Origin of the sequence: Streptomyces sp. NPDC001502, from assembly GCF_042894785.1 — a bacterium.
GTDB lineage: Bacteria > Actinomycetota > Actinomycetes > Streptomycetales > Streptomycetaceae > Streptomyces > Streptomyces kutzneri.
Genome location: NZ_JBIAVW010000006.1, coordinates 327,410 through 343,264 on the forward strand (window position 1 = coordinate 327,410; position 15,855 = coordinate 343,264).

At 73.3% G+C, this 15,855-nt stretch carries 12 protein-coding genes; 10 read left to right on the top strand and 2 right to left on the bottom strand.

What is annotated here, in order from left to right:
* Nucleotides 1-7 precede the first annotated feature (7 nt).
* Together ACFY0D_RS13070 and ACFY0D_RS13075 are read right to left on the bottom strand one after the other, a co-directional pair.
* Nucleotides 8-1,129 (bottom strand): LuxR C-terminal-related transcriptional regulator, encoded by a 1,122-nt coding sequence (locus ACFY0D_RS13070; RefSeq protein ID WP_390798403.1) that lies wholly within the window; start codon nt 1,127-1,129, stop codon nt 8-10.
* Nucleotides 1,130-1,627: 498 nt separating this feature from the next.
* A complete protein-coding gene (locus ACFY0D_RS13075; RefSeq protein ID WP_390798404.1) occupies nt 1,628-2,395 on the bottom strand; it encodes a DeoR/GlpR family DNA-binding transcription regulator in 768 nt (255 codons plus the stop codon).
* 170 nt (nt 2,396-2,565) lie between these two features.
* Here ACFY0D_RS13075 and ACFY0D_RS13080 point away from each other — a divergent pair, with 170 nt between their 5' ends.
* The 10 genes from ACFY0D_RS13080 to ACFY0D_RS13125 all read left to right on the top strand — a co-directional run.
* Nucleotides 2,566-3,792, top strand: a complete 1,227-nt coding sequence (locus tag ACFY0D_RS13080) for an MFS transporter (RefSeq protein WP_390798405.1) — start codon at nt 2,566-2,568, stop codon at nt 3,790-3,792.
* 26 nt (nt 3,793-3,818) lie between these two features.
* Nucleotides 3,819-4,421 (top strand): HAD family hydrolase, encoded by a 603-nt coding sequence (locus ACFY0D_RS13085; protein WP_390798406.1) that lies wholly within the window; start codon nt 3,819-3,821, stop codon nt 4,419-4,421.
* A complete protein-coding gene (locus tag ACFY0D_RS13090) occupies nt 4,418-5,026 on the top strand; it encodes a GPP34 family phosphoprotein (protein ID WP_390798407.1) in 609 nt (202 codons plus the stop codon). The genes ACFY0D_RS13085 and ACFY0D_RS13090 overlap by 4 nt, the downstream gene beginning before the upstream one ends.
* A 253-nt stretch (nt 5,027-5,279) precedes the next feature.
* Nucleotides 5,280-6,548, top strand: coding sequence for an aspartate aminotransferase family protein (locus ACFY0D_RS13095; protein ID WP_390798408.1), 1,269 nt, complete (start codon nt 5,280-5,282; stop codon nt 6,546-6,548).
* A complete protein-coding gene (locus tag ACFY0D_RS13100) occupies nt 6,545-7,516 on the top strand; it encodes an inositol monophosphatase family protein (RefSeq protein WP_390798409.1) in 972 nt (323 codons plus the stop codon). The genes ACFY0D_RS13095 and ACFY0D_RS13100 overlap by 4 nt, the downstream gene beginning before the upstream one ends.
* Complete coding sequence (locus ACFY0D_RS13105; protein WP_390798410.1) at nt 7,513-8,550, top strand: zinc-binding dehydrogenase; 1,038 nt, start codon at nt 7,513-7,515, stop codon at nt 8,548-8,550. The genes ACFY0D_RS13100 and ACFY0D_RS13105 overlap by 4 nt, the downstream gene beginning before the upstream one ends.
* Nucleotides 8,547-10,463 (top strand): beta-galactosidase, encoded by a 1,917-nt coding sequence (locus ACFY0D_RS13110; RefSeq protein WP_390798411.1) that lies wholly within the window; start codon nt 8,547-8,549, stop codon nt 10,461-10,463. The genes ACFY0D_RS13105 and ACFY0D_RS13110 overlap by 4 nt, the downstream gene beginning before the upstream one ends.
* 846 nt (nt 10,464-11,309) lie before the next feature.
* On the top strand, nt 11,310-13,505 hold the full coding sequence (locus ACFY0D_RS13115; RefSeq protein ID WP_390798412.1) for an aminotransferase class III-fold pyridoxal phosphate-dependent enzyme: 2,196 nt from the start codon (nt 11,310-11,312) through the stop codon (nt 13,503-13,505).
* The gene (locus tag ACFY0D_RS13120; RefSeq protein WP_390798413.1) at nt 13,502-13,927 is read left to right on the top strand and encodes a nuclear transport factor 2 family protein; all 426 of its coding nucleotides are present in this window, start codon (nt 13,502-13,504) and stop codon (nt 13,925-13,927) included. The genes ACFY0D_RS13115 and ACFY0D_RS13120 overlap by 4 nt, the downstream gene beginning before the upstream one ends.
* Nucleotides 13,924-15,855 (top strand): amino acid adenylation domain-containing protein (locus ACFY0D_RS13125; RefSeq protein WP_390798414.1); only part of this gene is annotated, 1,932 nt, incomplete at its 3' end. The genes ACFY0D_RS13120 and ACFY0D_RS13125, both read left to right, overlap by 4 nt.

Consider the following 15,855-nt stretch of genomic DNA (forward strand, 5'->3'; position numbering starts at 1 on the left):
AGTCCCACTAATACGCCTCTTGACGACGCCCGATCCGCTCGGAGAAGTCTTCGGTACCGCGATCCCGTGACAGGTGGATCCAGGTGCCGCGGTCCACGGTGCACCCCGGGTATCCGGAAGGGGCCGGCGCGGGCGCCGGGCGTGATATCGATGTCGGGACGTCCGTGCGGGCGGTCTCCGAGCCGTCGGGTCCGAGCAGCCCGTGCCGGTGGGCCAGGTAGCCGAGCTGGAAGCGGCTCGTCGCGCCGAGCTGACGCATGATGGCGGAGACGTGGCGCTGGCAGGTGCGCACCGAGATGCCGAGGGCGCGGGCCGTGGCGCGGTCGTCGTCGCCCTGCATCAGGTGCTGCAGTACGGATCGTTTCGCCTGGTCGGCGACGTCCTGGATGAAGGCCTTCTCGCGCGGCTTGCCGATGCGTTCGCCCGTCGCCCACAGCAGGTCGAACATCTCGGCGACGAACGCGACCAGGTCCGGGCTGCGGACGAGCAGGGCCCCTCCCGCCGTCTCCGGCAGCGGGAGGGCGAGCAGGGACCGGTCGAAGACCAGGCACCGGGCCAGGCCGCCGGAGACCGTCCGCGCCTCGGCCCCGAGAGCCGCCAGCTCCGCCTCGTACCGCACGGTCGGCGGGTCGAACCGGGCCGAGTGCTGGTACAGCGTGCGTACGGGGACGCCACGGGAGAGCAGGTCCCCGTGCCGGGCGCGGGCACGGCGCAGTTCGGCCTCGGGCAGGGGGCCGCCCGGCTGGGCGCAGAGCACCTCCTGCGTGCACGCGGCGGCCTGCCGGTCGAGGATGCGATGGAGTTCGGCCGCCGACTCGATGCGCTCCAGCGGCGGCCCTTCCAGGGTGCGTTGGCGTGCGGCGTGCACGATGGCCAGTTCCGCGAGCTGCCCCCGCATGCGCAGCAGGTCGAGCTGGGCCCCCTGGACGCGTTCCTCCCACCGCTTGAGCAACCGCGCGGACACGTCGGTGGGGTTGGTGGCCGCAAAGCAGTCGGGGCCGATCTGCTGGACCAGGCCGCTGGAGACGAGGGCGTCGAGGGTACGGGCCATGGCGGCGGGTTCCGCCCGGGCGAGCACCTGGCTTCCCTGGAGGGGGCCGTGTTCTGCGAACTCCCGGTAGAGGTCCATCTCCTCGGACGTGAGCTCCCGGGGTCGGTCACGGTCCTGCGGGCGTTTCGGCGCGCCTGGTTTCATTTCGCTGCCCTCTCGTTCGCATCCGTCGCGATCGCGATGCTAGGAGACTGCGCTCCGGCCCCGCGGCCCCAGGAACGTGTATCAGACATGCTTCCCGTGTGCGGGTCTTGAGGGGAGGCCGGTGCAAGATCCTTGATCCACGGCGGAATTCGACCGCGGGGGCGGAGCGGCGCGCCGGAGGGTGCGCCTCCGTGGGGATGGCCGGAAGACGCAGGGCCCCGCCTGAAAGTTGCAGCAAGCCTTTGCTGTCGTCTTTCCGACAGTCGGTAAGACGACGGTCGCACCCCATTGGCGGGCGACCGCTTCCCCCTCGATGCTGGGACGGGGCGCCGCCGATCGGGGATGCGCACCGTGCAGGAAAGGCGCGTTCGCATGGATCCCAGACGACCGGCGGGCCCCGCCCGCCGGGCCCCCCGGGGCCGGCCACCGGGCTCAGTCGTCCGCCGGGTGGACCACCTCGACCCCCTGGTCGCGCAGCACCTCGATCGCGGGGGAGTCCGCGGGGGCGTCCGTCACGACGAGGGCGATCTCCTCCATGGAGCAGATGCGGCCCAGTGCCGCACGGCCGATCTTGTCGGCGGTCGCGACGAGGATCACGCGCTGCGCCGCGGCGACGGCCGCCCGCTTCACCTGTACGTCGTCGAGGTTGTAGGCGGTGGCGCCCTGGACGGGGTCGACCCCGCAGCAGCCCAGGATGAACGTGTCGAAGCACAGGTCCTTGAAGGTCTGCACGGGCGTGTGGCCGTAGAAGGACAGCTCCTCGGGGCGCACCTGCCCGCCGGGCATCACCAGTTGGATGCCGGGATGCGCGGACAGCGTGAAGGCCGCGTGCAGTGAGAGGGGTGCGACGGTGAGCTGGCGGTCCGCCATGGCCTTCGCGATGGCCACGGCGGTCGTGCCCGTGTCCAGCGCGACCGTCTCGCCGTCGGTGAGCAGTTCGACCACGGCGCGCGCGAGCCGCTCCTTGGCCTGCGCTCCGGACATGGCCCGGATCGCGTAGGGGGGCTCGACGCCGCCGGGCAGGCTGCTCACCGCCCCGCCGCGCACGCGGCGCAGCGCTCCCCGGGACTCCAGTACCTCCAGGTCCCGGCGGATGGTCATCTCGGACGCCCCGGTGGCCTGGGCCAGCCCGGCCACCGTCGCGCGGTTCTGCTGCATGAGCAGTTCCACGACGAACTTGTGCCTCTCCATCACGTTCATGTGTCTGCTTTTAGCACAGATGGCGGCGGACAGCCGTCGGGATGTGCGTTTCGAACATTCAAACTGTTGAAACGAACATTCATGATGTGTAGCGTGAGCGGGGTAGTGGGAACTTCCTACTGTTGTGAACGTCGATTGTGTTCATTCGGCCGTGACCGATGAGGAGAGCCATGACCGCCACCCGTGAGGCCGACCTGCCAGAAGGAGGGAAGCCCCTCCTCACCACCGTCGCGATCGGCGCCTCGTGCCTGGCGTTCGTGGTGATCGGCGCCCTCCAGGCGCTCTACGGCCCGGCGATCCCGGCCCTGCGGGACGAGTTCGGCATCAGCCCGGCCGTGGCCGGGCTCAGCCTCAGCGCCCACTTCGTCGGCGCCCTCCTCGGGGTGCTGATCTACCACCTCCTGCGGGGCCGCCTGAACAACCGGGTGCTGCTCGGCGGGTCCTACGTGCTGATGGCCGTCGGCGCGGGTGCCTTCGCCTTCTCCCCGAGCTGGGCCCTCGCCCTCGCCGGCACCTTCGTCATCGGCCTGGGCTTCGGCGGCATCGACTACGGCCTCAACCAGCTCTTCGCCGTCGGCTTCGGCCGCCGCAGCACCGCCATGCTCAACCTGCTGAACGCGCACTTCGGCATCGGCGCGATCGCCGGACCCGCCCTGATCGGCTGGCTCGGGGCCGACAGCTACCCGGAGATCTTCATCGGCACCGGCGTGATCAGCCTGCTGATCCTCCTCACGCTCGGCGGGGTGGCCGCCCGGGAGCCCGCCCCCGCCCCCGCGGAGGGCGCCCCGGCAGGCGGCGCCCGGGTGCTTCCGATCATCGCGGTGTTCATCGGCGTCTACGTCCTGCACGTCGCCATCGAGACCGGTGTCGGCGGCTGGGAGCCCACCCACCTCGAAGCCGTCGGGTACGGCGCCGCCACCGCCGCGACCGCGACCTCCGCCTACTGGGCCGCCATGACCATCGGCCGGTTCGTCGCCGCGCCGATCAGCCTGCGCTGGTCCGCGCCGTCGATCCTCCTCGTCTGCTGCGTCGGCATGGCCGGCTTCCTCCTCCTGGCGACGGTCCCGGCGCTCGCCCCGTACGCGTACTTCGGCGTCGGCCTGATGATCGCGCCGATCTTCCCGACCTGCCTGCCCTGGCTGAACCGCGCCGTGCCCGGCGTCGGCGCCGCCGGTGCCTATGTGATCGCCGCCTCGATGATCGGCGGCGTGGCGTTCCCGCCCCTGCTGGGCGCCGTCATCGACACGATGGAGGTGAAGACGGTGCCGCTGCTGCTGTTCCTGCTCGCCGTCATCTGCGGCGTGCTGAGCCTGTGGCTGCGCCGCAACGCCCCCGACCCCGGTGGTGTGCCCGGCCCGCGCGACTCCGGGCGTGCGGACGCCGTCACCACACCCTGAACCCGTAGAACGTGAGGAACCGAAGGATGAAAGCCGTCCTCTTCGACATGTTCGGTGTCATCGCGCGTGTCCAGTCGCCCGAGTCCATGGCCGTCCTGGAACGCACGGCCGGCGGCGACCCCGACCGCTTCTGGGAGGCGTACTGGTCGCACCGGCCCCCCTACGACCGCGGCGAGGTCACCGGTCCCGGCTACTGGCAGGCGGTCTGCGCGCACCTGGGCATCCCGCTCGACCCGCGGCTGACCGAGGAGCTGACCGCCGCCGACCTCGCCGGCTGGAGCGAGATCGACCGGCGCATGGTGGACCTGCTCGGCCTGCTCGCCGACCAGGGAATCGTGCTTGGCCTCCTCTCCAACATCCCCGAGGACCTGGCCGCCCGGTACGAGGCAACCCAGCCGTGGCTGGAGCGGTTCGCGGTCCGCGGTCTCTCCTGCCGGATCGGCAGCGCCAAGCCCGAGCCCGCCGCCTACGAGTGGTGCATCCGCGAGCTCGGACTGCCGCCCGGGGAGATCCTGTTCGTCGACGACCGCGCCGAGAACGTGGACGCGGCCCGCCGACTCGGCCTCCAGGGACATGTGTTCACCTCGCCCGAAGAGCTGCGGGTCACCCTGGAGGCGGCGTTGACGTGACGGCCCCCGCGCAGCTCTACGCCCTGTGCGCCGCCGCGCACGGCAGCTTCCCGCCGCCGCGCCGCGAGATCGAGACCGGCCGGGGCCTCGCCGGTGCGATGCTGCTCCAGGGGGCGCTGGCCGGCCGGCTGGACCTGCACGGCGACCGGGTCCGGCCGACCGGACGGGGCCGCCGCGGCGATCCGGCACTGGACGCCTTCCTGGCGCGGATCGAGGCCTCCCCCCGGGACCGGGCGCCGTCCGACTGGGTGGAGCGCCTGGGTCCCGCGGCGCTCGCCGCCCCCCGCCCCGGACTGCTCCCGGGCAGCGCCGGACCGCCCGGCGGGAGGGCCGGGATCCGGCCCGCCGAGGCGCTGAGCCGGGTGCGGCGGTCGGTGGCGGAGCCCGGCCGCTCCGCGCTCCACGCGGTGGCCGCGGGCGCTCTGCTCGCGGCCGCCGGACTGCACGACCTGTGCTGGCCCGGCCTGTCCCGGGACGAGGCGTCCCGGGACACCCTGCGGGCCGTGGCCGCGCTGGGGTCCGCAGGGCTGCCCGTGGCGCGCGCCGCGACGGCCGTGTCCCGTTCCCTGAGCGGCTCCGCCGGCGCCTTCGCCTTTCCCGGCTAGGGGAAACCGGATCCTAAGAGGAGTAAAGAGATCTACATCTCCAAAAGGCCACTTGTCAGGCCGAGTTGGAATGTGATCATATGAAAGAGAAGGCGCTGCCGCGAGATCCCTGTCTGAAACGGGTGAAGTATCCGGGCCGCCCCCCACCGGCATCAAGCCGCCGTACCCAATTCTTTTCCATTGGACGTGAGTTGCAATTCCGCCGTCCATTTCGACGTGTTCACGTTTCGAACGACCCGTGTGAGAGGGACCGATGGAAACCAAGGACGTTACCGAGCACATCTATTACCCCGTCAGCGACTACAAGATGGCGCGGGGTGAGGGTGTCTACCTCTACGACGAGGACGGCAAGAGCTACCTCGACTGCGCGTCGGCGACCTTCAACCTGAGCCTGGGATACTCCCACCCGGCCGTCGTCGCCGCGATGAAGGACCAGCTCGACAAGGTGGTCCACATCACCTCCTCCTACCAGAGCGAGCCGGTCAACGGCCTCGTCCGGCGGCTGGTCGAGGTCTCGCCGGACAACCTGACGAAGGTGCACCCAAAGGTCTCGGGCGGCTCCGCCGCCAACGAGGGCGCCATCAAGATGGCCCAGATGGCCACCGGTAAGTCCGAGGTCATCACGCTGTTCCGCAGCCACGTGGGACAGACGATGATGATGACGTCGATGTCCGGAAACGCGTTCCGCCGCGAACCGTTTCCCAACCTCTTCCCCGGCAGTCTCCAGGTCCCCGACCCGTACTGCTTCCGCTGCTTCTACGGGCAGAAGGAAGGCTCCTGCGGGATGATGTGCGTGGACCGGCTGGAGGACTTCGTCGACTACGCCAGCTCCGGCCGGGTCGCCGCCGTCCTCATCGAGCCGATCTCCGGAAACGGCGGCAACATCGTCCCGCCGGACGGCTACATGCAGAAACTGCGCGCCTTCTGCGACGAGCAGAACATCGCCCTCATATTCGACGAGATCCAGACGGGCATCGGCCGCACGGGCCACATGTTCGCGGCCCAGTACTTCGACGTCGAACCCGACGCCATCACCACCGCCAAGGGCCTCGGCGGATCGGGTGCCCAGGTCGCCGCCATCATCACCAACGAGCGGCTCGCCGGCCTCCCCGCGAACCACCACTCCTTCACCTACGGCGCCAACCTGCTGGCCGCCGCAGCGGCCAACGCCACCCTCGACATCGTGCGGCAGCCCGCATTCCTGGCGAACGTCACCCGCACGGGCGACTACATCATGCAGCGCCTCAACGACATGAAGCGCCGCTACCCGGAGATCGTCGACGTCCGCGGCGTCGGACTGATGATCGGCTTCGAGATCGCCGAAGCCGACGGCAAGCCCGCCGTGAAGCTCACCAACCACCTGGCCACCAAGGCCATGGACCACGGCCTGATCCTGCGCACCTCGCGCTACGGCTACGGCAACGTCCTCAAGATCCGGCCGCCGCTGATCCTCACCATGGACCAGGCCGAGGAGATCTGCGACAAGCTGGAGAACCTCTTCCTCGCGGAGCTGGCCCGATGACCGCCGACAACCCGATGAAGCGGCTGCTCACCTCCCTCGGACAGCACGTCCGCGCCGAACTCCTCGCCTACGAGGCCACCGGCCGCGAGCGCAGCGTCCACGGCGACTCGCCCGGCGGCGACGCCCAGTTCGACGTCGACGAGGTGGCCGAGAAGGCCGTACTGGACTACCTGCGCGCACACGCCCACGTCCCCGCGGCCCTCTACACCGAGGACGGCTCCTACGTGGAGCTCGCCCCCGAGCCGCAGATCCTCCTCGTCGTCGACCCGATCGACGGCACCCGACCCACCTCGGCCGGCCTCGAAATGGGCATGGTGTCCATCGCGGCCGCCCCCTACGGCGACGGCAAGCCCACCCTCGCCGACGTCGACGCCGCCTGCCTGGTCGAGATCAAGAGCGGCGCATGGCTCTACGGCGACGACACCGGCGGCCTCGACAGCGGCGGATTCGCCACCCCCGTCCCGCGGCTGAGCCGGAACACCGACCCGACCCACATGTTCTGGTCGATCGAGTTCAACGGTCACCCGATGGACCTGATGACCCAGGCGTACGGCCACCTCGTGGACAGTTCGGCCAACACCGGCGGCATCTTCGTCTTCAACAGCAGCACCTTCTCCGTCTCCCGCATCATCACCGGCCAGCTCGACGCCTACGTCGACATCGGCAACCGCGTGCTGCGCGACCACCCGGACACCGAAGAGGCGTTCCTGCGGGTCGGCCGCGGCTCGATCCTCCACCTCTTCCCCTACGACATCGCCGCCGTCGTCTACCTCGCCCGGCAGGCCGGCGTCGTCATCACCGACGCCTACGGCGACGACCTCGGCAGCACCTCCCTGGTGGACCTCGGCCCGATGAACCAGAAGTCCTGCATCGCCGCCGCCACCCCCGAACTCCACAAGCAGCTCCTCGACACCATCCGCTGGGACCTGGGCCGCGCCGCCGCCGCGCCCGCGAGGGAGGAATCATGAAGGCCCTGACGCTCACCGCCGACCGCACGCTCGCCCTCGTCGACCACCCCAAGCCGGAGCCGGTGGCCGCGGACGACATCGTCATCCGCGTCACCCAGAGCGGCATCTGCGGGACCGACCGCAGCGTCCTCGTCGGCAAGTTCCCGGCCGAGACCGGCGTCGTCATGGGCCACGAGGCCGTCGGCGTCGTCGACTCCACCGGCCCGGGCGTCACCCGCTTCGCCGTCGGCGACCGGGTCATCGTCAACCCCACCCTGTACTGCGGAAACTGCCCCACCTGCCTCGAAGGCCACTGGAACTTCTGCGGCCGCAAGGCCGGGACCGAGGTCGGCCTGGACTACGACGGCTCCTTCGCCGAGTTCATCCGCCTCCCCGAGCTCTTCTGCCACGCGATCCCCGAGGACATGGACTTCGACCGCGCCGTCGTCGTCGAACCGCTCGCCTGCGCACTCAACAACATCGAGGCCGGCCGCCTGGCAGCCGGCGAGACCGCCGTCGTCGTCGGTGGCGGCCCCATGGGCGTGGTCACCGCCATGGCCGCCCAGCGCTACGGCGCCACGGTCCTCCTCGTCGAACCCGACCCGGTACGCGGCCGGCTCGGCCAGGAGATCTTCGACGCCCCCGAGTTCGGCGGCCGCGTCACCGTCCACACCCCGGACGACCCCGCCCTCACCGAACGCGGCGACCTCGTCGTCGACTCCGTGGGCAACCTCCTGGAGCAGAGCATCGGCTACGCCGCCGTGCGCGGCCGCGTCGTCGTCATGGGCTTCAACAGCAACGCCTCCGCCACCGTCCGGCCGCTCACCCTGCTCCAGCGCGGCCTGCAGATCATCGGCGCCGGCGACTACAACAGCATGATCTTCCCCAAGGCCGTCGAACTGGCCCGGCAGCTGCCGCTGGAGCGCGTGGTCACCCACCGCTTCGCCCTCGCCGACCACGAGGAGGCGTTCAAGGCCCTCGCCGCCGTCCCCGGCGCCGAGTACACCGCCCTGAAGGTCGTCCTCGTACCCCCGCACGACGGAGCGGCCGCATGAGCCCCGCCCCGCGCACCGCACTCGCCGGAGCGCTCGTCCCCGGCACCACCCGGCCCGTGGTCGTCGGCGAGTACCCGTACTACCGGGCCGCCCCCGCCAACTGGGCCGCCGACCTGCGCGAACTGCGGGCCCTCGGCGTGGACGTCGTCTCCTGCTACGTCCCGTGGCGCTTCCACGAGACGGGTGCGCAGGAGGGCGACCGCTCCTTCGACTTCACCGGGAAGACCGACCCGCAGCGCGACGTCGTCGCACTGCTGGAGCTGGCCGCCGCCGCCGGGCTGGGCGTCCTCCTCAAGCCCGGACCCTTCATCCACGCCGAGGTCCAGCTCGGCGGGCTGCCCGACCGCCTCTGCGGCCCCGGACACACCCCTTACCAGGGGCTGGACGGCACCGTCCTCACCTCCCAGGGCAAGCCGCTGCCCAGCCTCCTCGACCCGGCCGTCCAGGCCGAGACCGAGACCTGGCTGAAGGCCGTCGCCGACGAGGTCGTCGCCGGAGCGGCCGCCCCCGACGGCCCCGTCGTCGCCCTCCAGCTCGGCAACGAGGGCACCTGCGGCGACGCCCACCTCCCCGTGGACGCCCAGGACGCCTCACCGGCCGCCCGCCGGGCCTTCGCCCGCTGGCTGACCGGGCGCGGCCTGCCCGACGAGGCCGCCCTCGCCACCGAGGACGTCACCCGGTGGACCAGCGCCACGCGACAGCAGTGGTCCCGCTGGTCCGGGCACGCCATCGTCGGCCTATGGGACCGGATCTCCGCGCTCTTCCCCGCAGGCCCGGCCCGGCTGGCCAACGTCCCCCTCACCGGGGTCACCGCACCGCGCGCCGCCCTCGACGCCTGGGCCGCCCGGCAGCGTGCCGTCCAGGGCTCCGGGTACTTCGTCGGCCACACCGAATGGATCGGCAACCCGGCCCGGGAGACCGCCGCCTTCGGCTCCCACCTGGCCGGGATCCTCCTCGGCGGTACCGACGTGGTCGAGGCGAACTGGGGGTTCACCTGGACCGACGAGTCCTTCGCCCGGCCGGCGACCCCCGTCTTCAACGCCCTGCTGGCCCTCCTGCTGGGCTCCACCACCGTCAGCGTCTACACCGCCTGCGCCACGGAGAACTGGGGCCCGCTGGTCGACATGGACCCCGACGGGCTGCGCGCCGAAGGGGTGGATCCCGCCCTGCACGCACCGCCGTACACCCCCGGCGCACCGCTCGCCGAGGGCGGTGCCCACCAGGCCAACGCCCAGGGCCTGAAACTGCTGGCCGCTTTCCTCGACCGCTTCGGCGACCTGCTGGCCGGCTCCGTCCTGGACCGCGACGCGGTGGTCCTCGTCGACCGGGCCCTGCCCGAGGCCGGCGCCTGGCAGCGCACCGGCCCCACCGTCCTCGCGGAACTCGCCGAGGCCGTGCACCGCCAACTGGCCGACTCCGGACGGCTGATCGGGCTCGGCTGGCTCGACGAGCGGCCGGCGCCCGCCGCCGACGGCACCCCCGTCCCCGTCGCCGTGCTGCGGGCCGGGCACCCCGACGGAGACGGCCCCGGCGAGCTGACGCTCCCGGCCGGCGAGTCCGCGGACGGCGCGGCCGCCGCGTTCCTCGCCTCGTTCGCCGCCGCGCTCCCGGCGCCGGCCGGCCCGCGCTGGACCACGGCGCACGGCAGGGCCCGCGTCCTGAGCCGGACCGGCCCCGACGGCGTCCGCGTCATCGGCGTCTTCAACCCCACCGACGCCGACGACCGGGTCACCGGCACCGGCACCGGCGGCGGCTGGACGCTGGACCTGCCCGCCGGGTCCGCCGCGGTCCTCGTCACCCGCGACGGCGCACTCGTGGGATGGCTCGCCACCCCCGAGGAGCCGTCCGCCACCCCCGTCGCCCTCCTCTGGGGCGGCGAGAAGGCCGACGCGACACGCGTCCGGCCCTCCTGAGAACCCGGGCGGCGGGGGAGCGTACCTGACAGCGCGCCCCCCGCCGCCCGGCCCTACCCACCCGCAGCCCCTGCCCGGCGGTGCTCCGCCGGTTCGCGGTGCCGCGTCGGGCTCTGCCTGGTGGCGGCCCGTTGTCGGCTCCGCCGGGCGGCGCAGGGCCGGGGCCTCCCCGGTGGTGGTTCGCCTGTCGGCTCCGCCGGGGGGGCTTCAACGGGCTCTGTCCGGCGGTGGTTCCGCTGTCGGCTCCGCCGGTTCGCGGTGCCGCGTCGGGCTCTGCCCGGTGGTGGTTCCGCTGTCGGCTTCGCCGGTTCGCGGTGCCGGGACGGGACCTGCCTGGCGGCGGCTCGTTGTCGGCTCCGCCGGGCGGTGCAGGGCCGGGCCCTCCCCGGTGGTGGTTCGCCTGTCGGCTGGGCCGGGGCGTGGTGCCTCGACGGGCTCTGCCTGGGGTGGTGGTCCGCTGTCGGTGTCGCCGGTTCGCGGTGCCGCGACGGGCTCTGCCCGGGGGTGGTCCCGTTGTCGGCTCCGCCGGGCGGTGCCGGGACGGGATGTCCCGGCGGCGGTCCGGGCGTCGGCTCCGCCGGGCGGTGCGCTCTGCCTGGCCCCGCTGTCGGTGTCGCCGACTCGCGGTGCCTCAACGGGCGCTGTCCGGCGGTGCTTCCGCCGCCGGTCCCCGGGCCGTCGCCCGCTCCGCCTGGCGGTGATCCCGTCGCCTGCGCGCCTCGGCAGTCCGCACCCACACCCACACCCGCACCCCGCAAGGCACACAAAGCACCGCAAGGCACCGCAAGCGCAGCGATCCCGCCGGACACCCACCGCCGGGACTCCTCCCACGAGCGAGATGGCGTCATGAACCCGAACCCCCACGCCGCCCCCGGCCAGGCACCGCACCTGCGCCCGGCCGGCCCGCAGACCCTCGGCATCCTGGCCGACCTCATCGCGCAGGAACAGCCCGTCTTCGCCATGCCGTCCTGGTTCGTGACCACCGAATCCGCCCAGGCCGGCCACCTCGTCAGCGAGTTCGTCCGGGAACTGGGCGGCCGCCCGGTCGGCACCCGCTACCGCAGCTTCTTCGCCAACTCCCGCTACGAGGCCCTGCACGGCGCCGTCAAACTCCTGCGCCACCGCGCCGCCGCGACCGCCGCCACCCACCAGGGCCGCATCCTGGTCCTGGACCCCGACGGCACCCTCGCCCGCCGCACCGACCCGCTCGGCGAAGGCCCCGACCGTGCCCTCGCCCCCGGCCTCCTCACCCACACCACCCTCGCCGGCCTGCGCACCGCCCTGCACGGCACCACCGTGTGCGGGCTCGTCGTCCGCGCCCCCGAACTCCTCGACGCCGGCGCCCTGGCCACCGTCGTCGAACTGGCCCGCACCGCGCGCGCCACCGGGGCCCGCGTCGTCGTCGACCTCAGCGACATCGCCCCGGACAGCCCGGCGGACCCCGCCGTCACCGCGCTTCGCCCCGACCTCGTCGTCCTGGGTGAATCCCTCACCGGGTACGAGGTCCCGTTCGGCGCCTTCACCGGCACCCACGACACGTTCGCGCCGTGGACCACCCCGCAGACCGGGTTCCTGCACTCCAACACCTACGGCGGCAACAGCGTCGCCATGCGCGCCGTCGGCGCCCGGCTGCGCCCCCGCTGGGACGCCGCCGCCCCGGTGCACCGCGTCCTCGCGGCGGCCGCCGCCGACCGGCAGGCCACCCTCGACCTGTACGCCCGCCACGTGAACCCGATGGCGGTCCGCATGCACCGCAAGCTGCACGGCGCGCTGAACGTCGTCCGCGCCAAAGGCTCCCGGCTCACCGTCCGCCTCGACTCCGGCCGCGAACTGGACCTGGTCGACGGGCTGTGCGGGGCCGGGCTCGGCGTGGCCGGCCACAACCCCGCCGACGCGCTGACCGACGTCGTACGCGACCACGACCCCGCCCGGGACCATGTCCGCGAGCTCGAACAGGTCCTGGCCCGCGAAACCGGCCTGCCCCACACCTTTCCCGCCGTCAGCGGCGCGTCCGCCGTCGAGAGCGCCATCACCCTGGCCCGCCTCGCCCGCCCCGGCCGGCGGCGCATCGTCGTCTTCAAGCACAACTACGGCGGCAAGACCCTCGTCTCCCTGCTGGCCACCGCCGCCGGCCGTACCCGCGCACCCTTCGGCCCCCTCTACGACGACATCCGCTACATCGACCCCTTCACCCCGCACGCCGTCGACGACTTCCGCAAAGAGGCCGCCACCGGCGAGATCGGACTCGTGTGGATCGAACTGGTCCACGGCAGTTCCGACGCCTACGCCCCGATCCCCGGCCCCCTCCTCGACGCCGTCACCGCAGGCCGGGCCGAACAGGGCTACCTCGTCGGCGTCGACGAGATCCTGACGTCCTACTACCGCTGCGGCACCCGCTTCGCCCACCACGGCCGACTCCCCGACATCGACCTCATGAGCCTGTCCAAGGCACTGAGCTACGGCTGCTTCCCCACCGGTGCCGCCCTCGTCTCCGACGAGGTGTACGAGGCCGCGCGCCGGGCCAACCCGCAGCTGGTCGAGGAACTGCGCACCCACCACGCCCACGCCCTGGGCGCCCACTTCGCCCTCCAGGCCATCCGCCAGGTCGACGCCCTCGGCCTGCCCGAACGCGTCCGGGCCCTGTCGGACCACGTGGCCGCCGGACTCGCCGCCATGGACACCGGGCCGCGCGGAGTGGTCGGCCGCCGCTTCGCCGAAGGCATGCTCGGCCGGCTCGAACCACGGGTCCCCGGAGCGCTCGGCCGCTTCGTCGACCCCGAGGGCGAGTGGATGACGTACGCCCTCATCCTCTGGTGGATCACCCGGGCCCGGGCCTTCGTCGTCTACGACGTGTTCCTGCTGCCCCTGACCGCCACCGAGCGGGAGATCTTCCAGGTCATGCGCGGCGCCCGCAGGCTCTCCCGCACCGGCCCGGCCCGGCTCCTCGCCCACGCCGCCCTGTTCCGGCTCGGCCAGCGCCTGTCCGGCCTGCTGAAGCCGGGCCCGTCCCGCACCCCCACACATCCGAGGAGCACCGTATGAGCACGCAGAACGTCGAAGTGATCCGCACCTTCTTCCGGCTGTTCGACGAGGGCCGCCTCGCCGACATCGAGCCGCTGCTCGCCCCCGACTTCGAGTGGGTCTACCACGGCCCCGCCTCGCTCCCGTGGGCCGGCGTCTACCGGGGCGTCGAGGGCTTCCGCTCCTTCTTCGCCATCGTCCGCGAGCTGATCCGGGTCCAGGAGTGCGCCGCCTACGAGTACCTCGACGCCGGGGACCGGGTCGTGGTCCTGGGCGTGAGCCGCACCCACGTCCTCGCCAACGGCGCACGCTACGAGGCGCAGTGGATGAACGTCTTCACCGTCCGCGACGGACTCATCTCCCGCTACCTCGACCTCTTCGACACCGCCAGCGTCGTCGAGGCCCTGGAACGCGACCCGCAGGAGGTGACCGCGGCCCCGTGAACACCACCGCCACCCCCCTCGGCGCGGCCTTCACCGCCGTGGCCCGGGCCCACCCCCACCGCACCGCCCTGATCCACGGCGACCTCCGGATCGGCTACGGCGAACTCGCCGCCCGGGCCGCGGCCGCCGCCCACCGCCTCGCCGGCCGGACCGCCCCCGGCGAGAGCGTCGGGATCTGCGCCCGGCGCTCGCCCGGCACCATCGCCGCCCTGCTGGGGACGGTGCTGGCCGGGGGCGCGTACCTGCCGCTGGACCCCGACGCGCCGGACGAGCGGATCCGCGCCCTCGTCCTCGACAATCACCTGCGCACCGTCTTCGCAGCCCGACAGGACACCGCGCGGGTGCGCGCCCTCCTGCCCGCCGCGGTGACGGTCCTGCCCGTCGACGAGGACGCACCGGACCCGGACGCGGACCCGGACCTCGATCTCGACCTGGGCCAGAGCCCGCCGTACGCCCCCGGGGCCGGGCGGACCGCCTACGTCATCCACACCTCCGGCAGCACCGGCGCCCCCAAGGGCGTCCGGGTCGCGCACCACTCCGTCCTCGCGCTGGCGCACGCCCCCGAGGCCGGGCTGACCGCCGACGACACCGTCCTCCAGCTCGCCCCGCTCCACGTGGACCCCTCCGTCTTCGAGATCTGGGGCGCCCTGCTCAACGGCGCCCGGCTCGTGCTCCCGCGGTCCGACCGGCCCGGCGTGCACGACATCGGCCGGGAGTGCGCCCGCCACGGCGTGACCGTCCTGCGGCTGGCGGCCCCCCTGTTCCGGCTGGCGATGGAACACATCACCGCGGACCTGGGCGGGCTGCGCCTGTGCGTCTCCGGCGGCGACCGGGCCGACGCGGACGCGGTACGGACGGCCCTGCGCGAGCTGCCCGGCTGCCGGATCGTCAACGGCTACGGGCCCACGGAGACCACGGTCTACGCCTGCTGGCAGACCTTCGACACCCCGGACGACTGGGACGAGGACTGGCAGGACGTGCCGATCGGCCGCCCCTTCGCCGGCGCCACCGCCCACGTCCTGCGCCCCGACCGCACCCCGGCCGCGCCTGGCGAGGAGGGCGAACTCTGCATCGGCGGCCCGGGCGTCGCCCAGGGCTACCGCGGCCGGCCGGAGCAGACCGCCGAGCGGTTCGTGCCAGAGCCCGGCCGGCCCGGCCGCACCGCCTACCTGACGGGTGACCGGGTCCGCCGGCTCCCCGGCGGCGAACTCGCCTTCCTGGGACGCTTCGACGACCAGGTCAAGATCCGCGGCCACCGCGTCGAACCGGCCGAGGCCGAACGGGCGCTGCTGACCCACCCGGCGGTCCGGGAGGCGGTCGTGGTCCCGTACGGCGCCGCGGACGCCCGCCGGCTGGCCGCTTACGTGACCCTGACACCGCTCGACACCCCCACCCCGGACACATCGTCCACCCCCAACGCCCCAGCCCCGGCCGACCCGTTCGCCCTGGCTTCGGCCGACGCTTCCGTCCCGGCCTTGGCCGGCGCGGTCGTCGCGGCCCCGGCCGGTCCGGGTTCGCTGGTCGTCGCCCTCATCGCGCACATCGCGCGGATCCTGCCCGAACCGGCGGTTCCGGCCTTCGTCACCGTGCTCGCGGAGCTGCCGACCACGGCCAACGGCAAGGCCGACCGCCCTCTGCTCGCCTCCCGCGCCGACCGGGCGCCCGCGGCGGTCTCCGGCCCGGCCACCTCCACCCCGGCGGGTGCCGGTCCGGCCACCTCCGCCCCGGCGGTCCCCGGTCCGGCCACCTCCACCCCGGCGGTCCCTGGTCCGGCCACCTCCGCCCGGGCGGTCTCCGGCCCGGCCGACTCCGCCTCGGCGGGTGCCGGTCCGTCCACCTCCACCCCGGCGGTCCCTGGTCCGGCCACCTCCGCCCGGGCGGTCTCCGGCCCGGCCGACTCCGCCTCGGCGGGTGCCGGTCCGTCCACC

Coding starts and splice junctions, on each gene's coding strand:
- ACFY0D_RS13070 (WP_390798403.1), bottom strand. CDS start 1,129: ATGGACCTCTACCGGGAGTTCGCAGAACACGGCCCCCTCCAGGGAAGC.
- ACFY0D_RS13075 (WP_390798404.1), bottom strand. CDS start 2,395: ATGAACGTGATGGAGAGGCACAAGTTCGTCGTGGAACTGCTCATGCAG.
- ACFY0D_RS13080 (WP_390798405.1), top strand. CDS start 2,566: ATGACCGCCACCCGTGAGGCCGACCTGCCAGAAGGAGGGAAGCCCCTC.
- ACFY0D_RS13085 (WP_390798406.1), top strand. CDS start 3,819: ATGAAAGCCGTCCTCTTCGACATGTTCGGTGTCATCGCGCGTGTCCAG.
- ACFY0D_RS13095 (WP_390798408.1), top strand. CDS start 5,280: ATGGAAACCAAGGACGTTACCGAGCACATCTATTACCCCGTCAGCGAC.
- ACFY0D_RS13100 (WP_390798409.1), top strand. CDS start 6,545: ATGACCGCCGACAACCCGATGAAGCGGCTGCTCACCTCCCTCGGACAG.
- ACFY0D_RS13105 (WP_390798410.1), top strand. CDS start 7,513: ATGAAGGCCCTGACGCTCACCGCCGACCGCACGCTCGCCCTCGTCGAC.
- ACFY0D_RS13110 (WP_390798411.1), top strand. CDS start 8,547: ATGAGCCCCGCCCCGCGCACCGCACTCGCCGGAGCGCTCGTCCCCGGC.
- ACFY0D_RS13115 (WP_390798412.1), top strand. CDS start 11,310: ATGAACCCGAACCCCCACGCCGCCCCCGGCCAGGCACCGCACCTGCGC.
- ACFY0D_RS13120 (WP_390798413.1), top strand. CDS start 13,502: ATGAGCACGCAGAACGTCGAAGTGATCCGCACCTTCTTCCGGCTGTTC.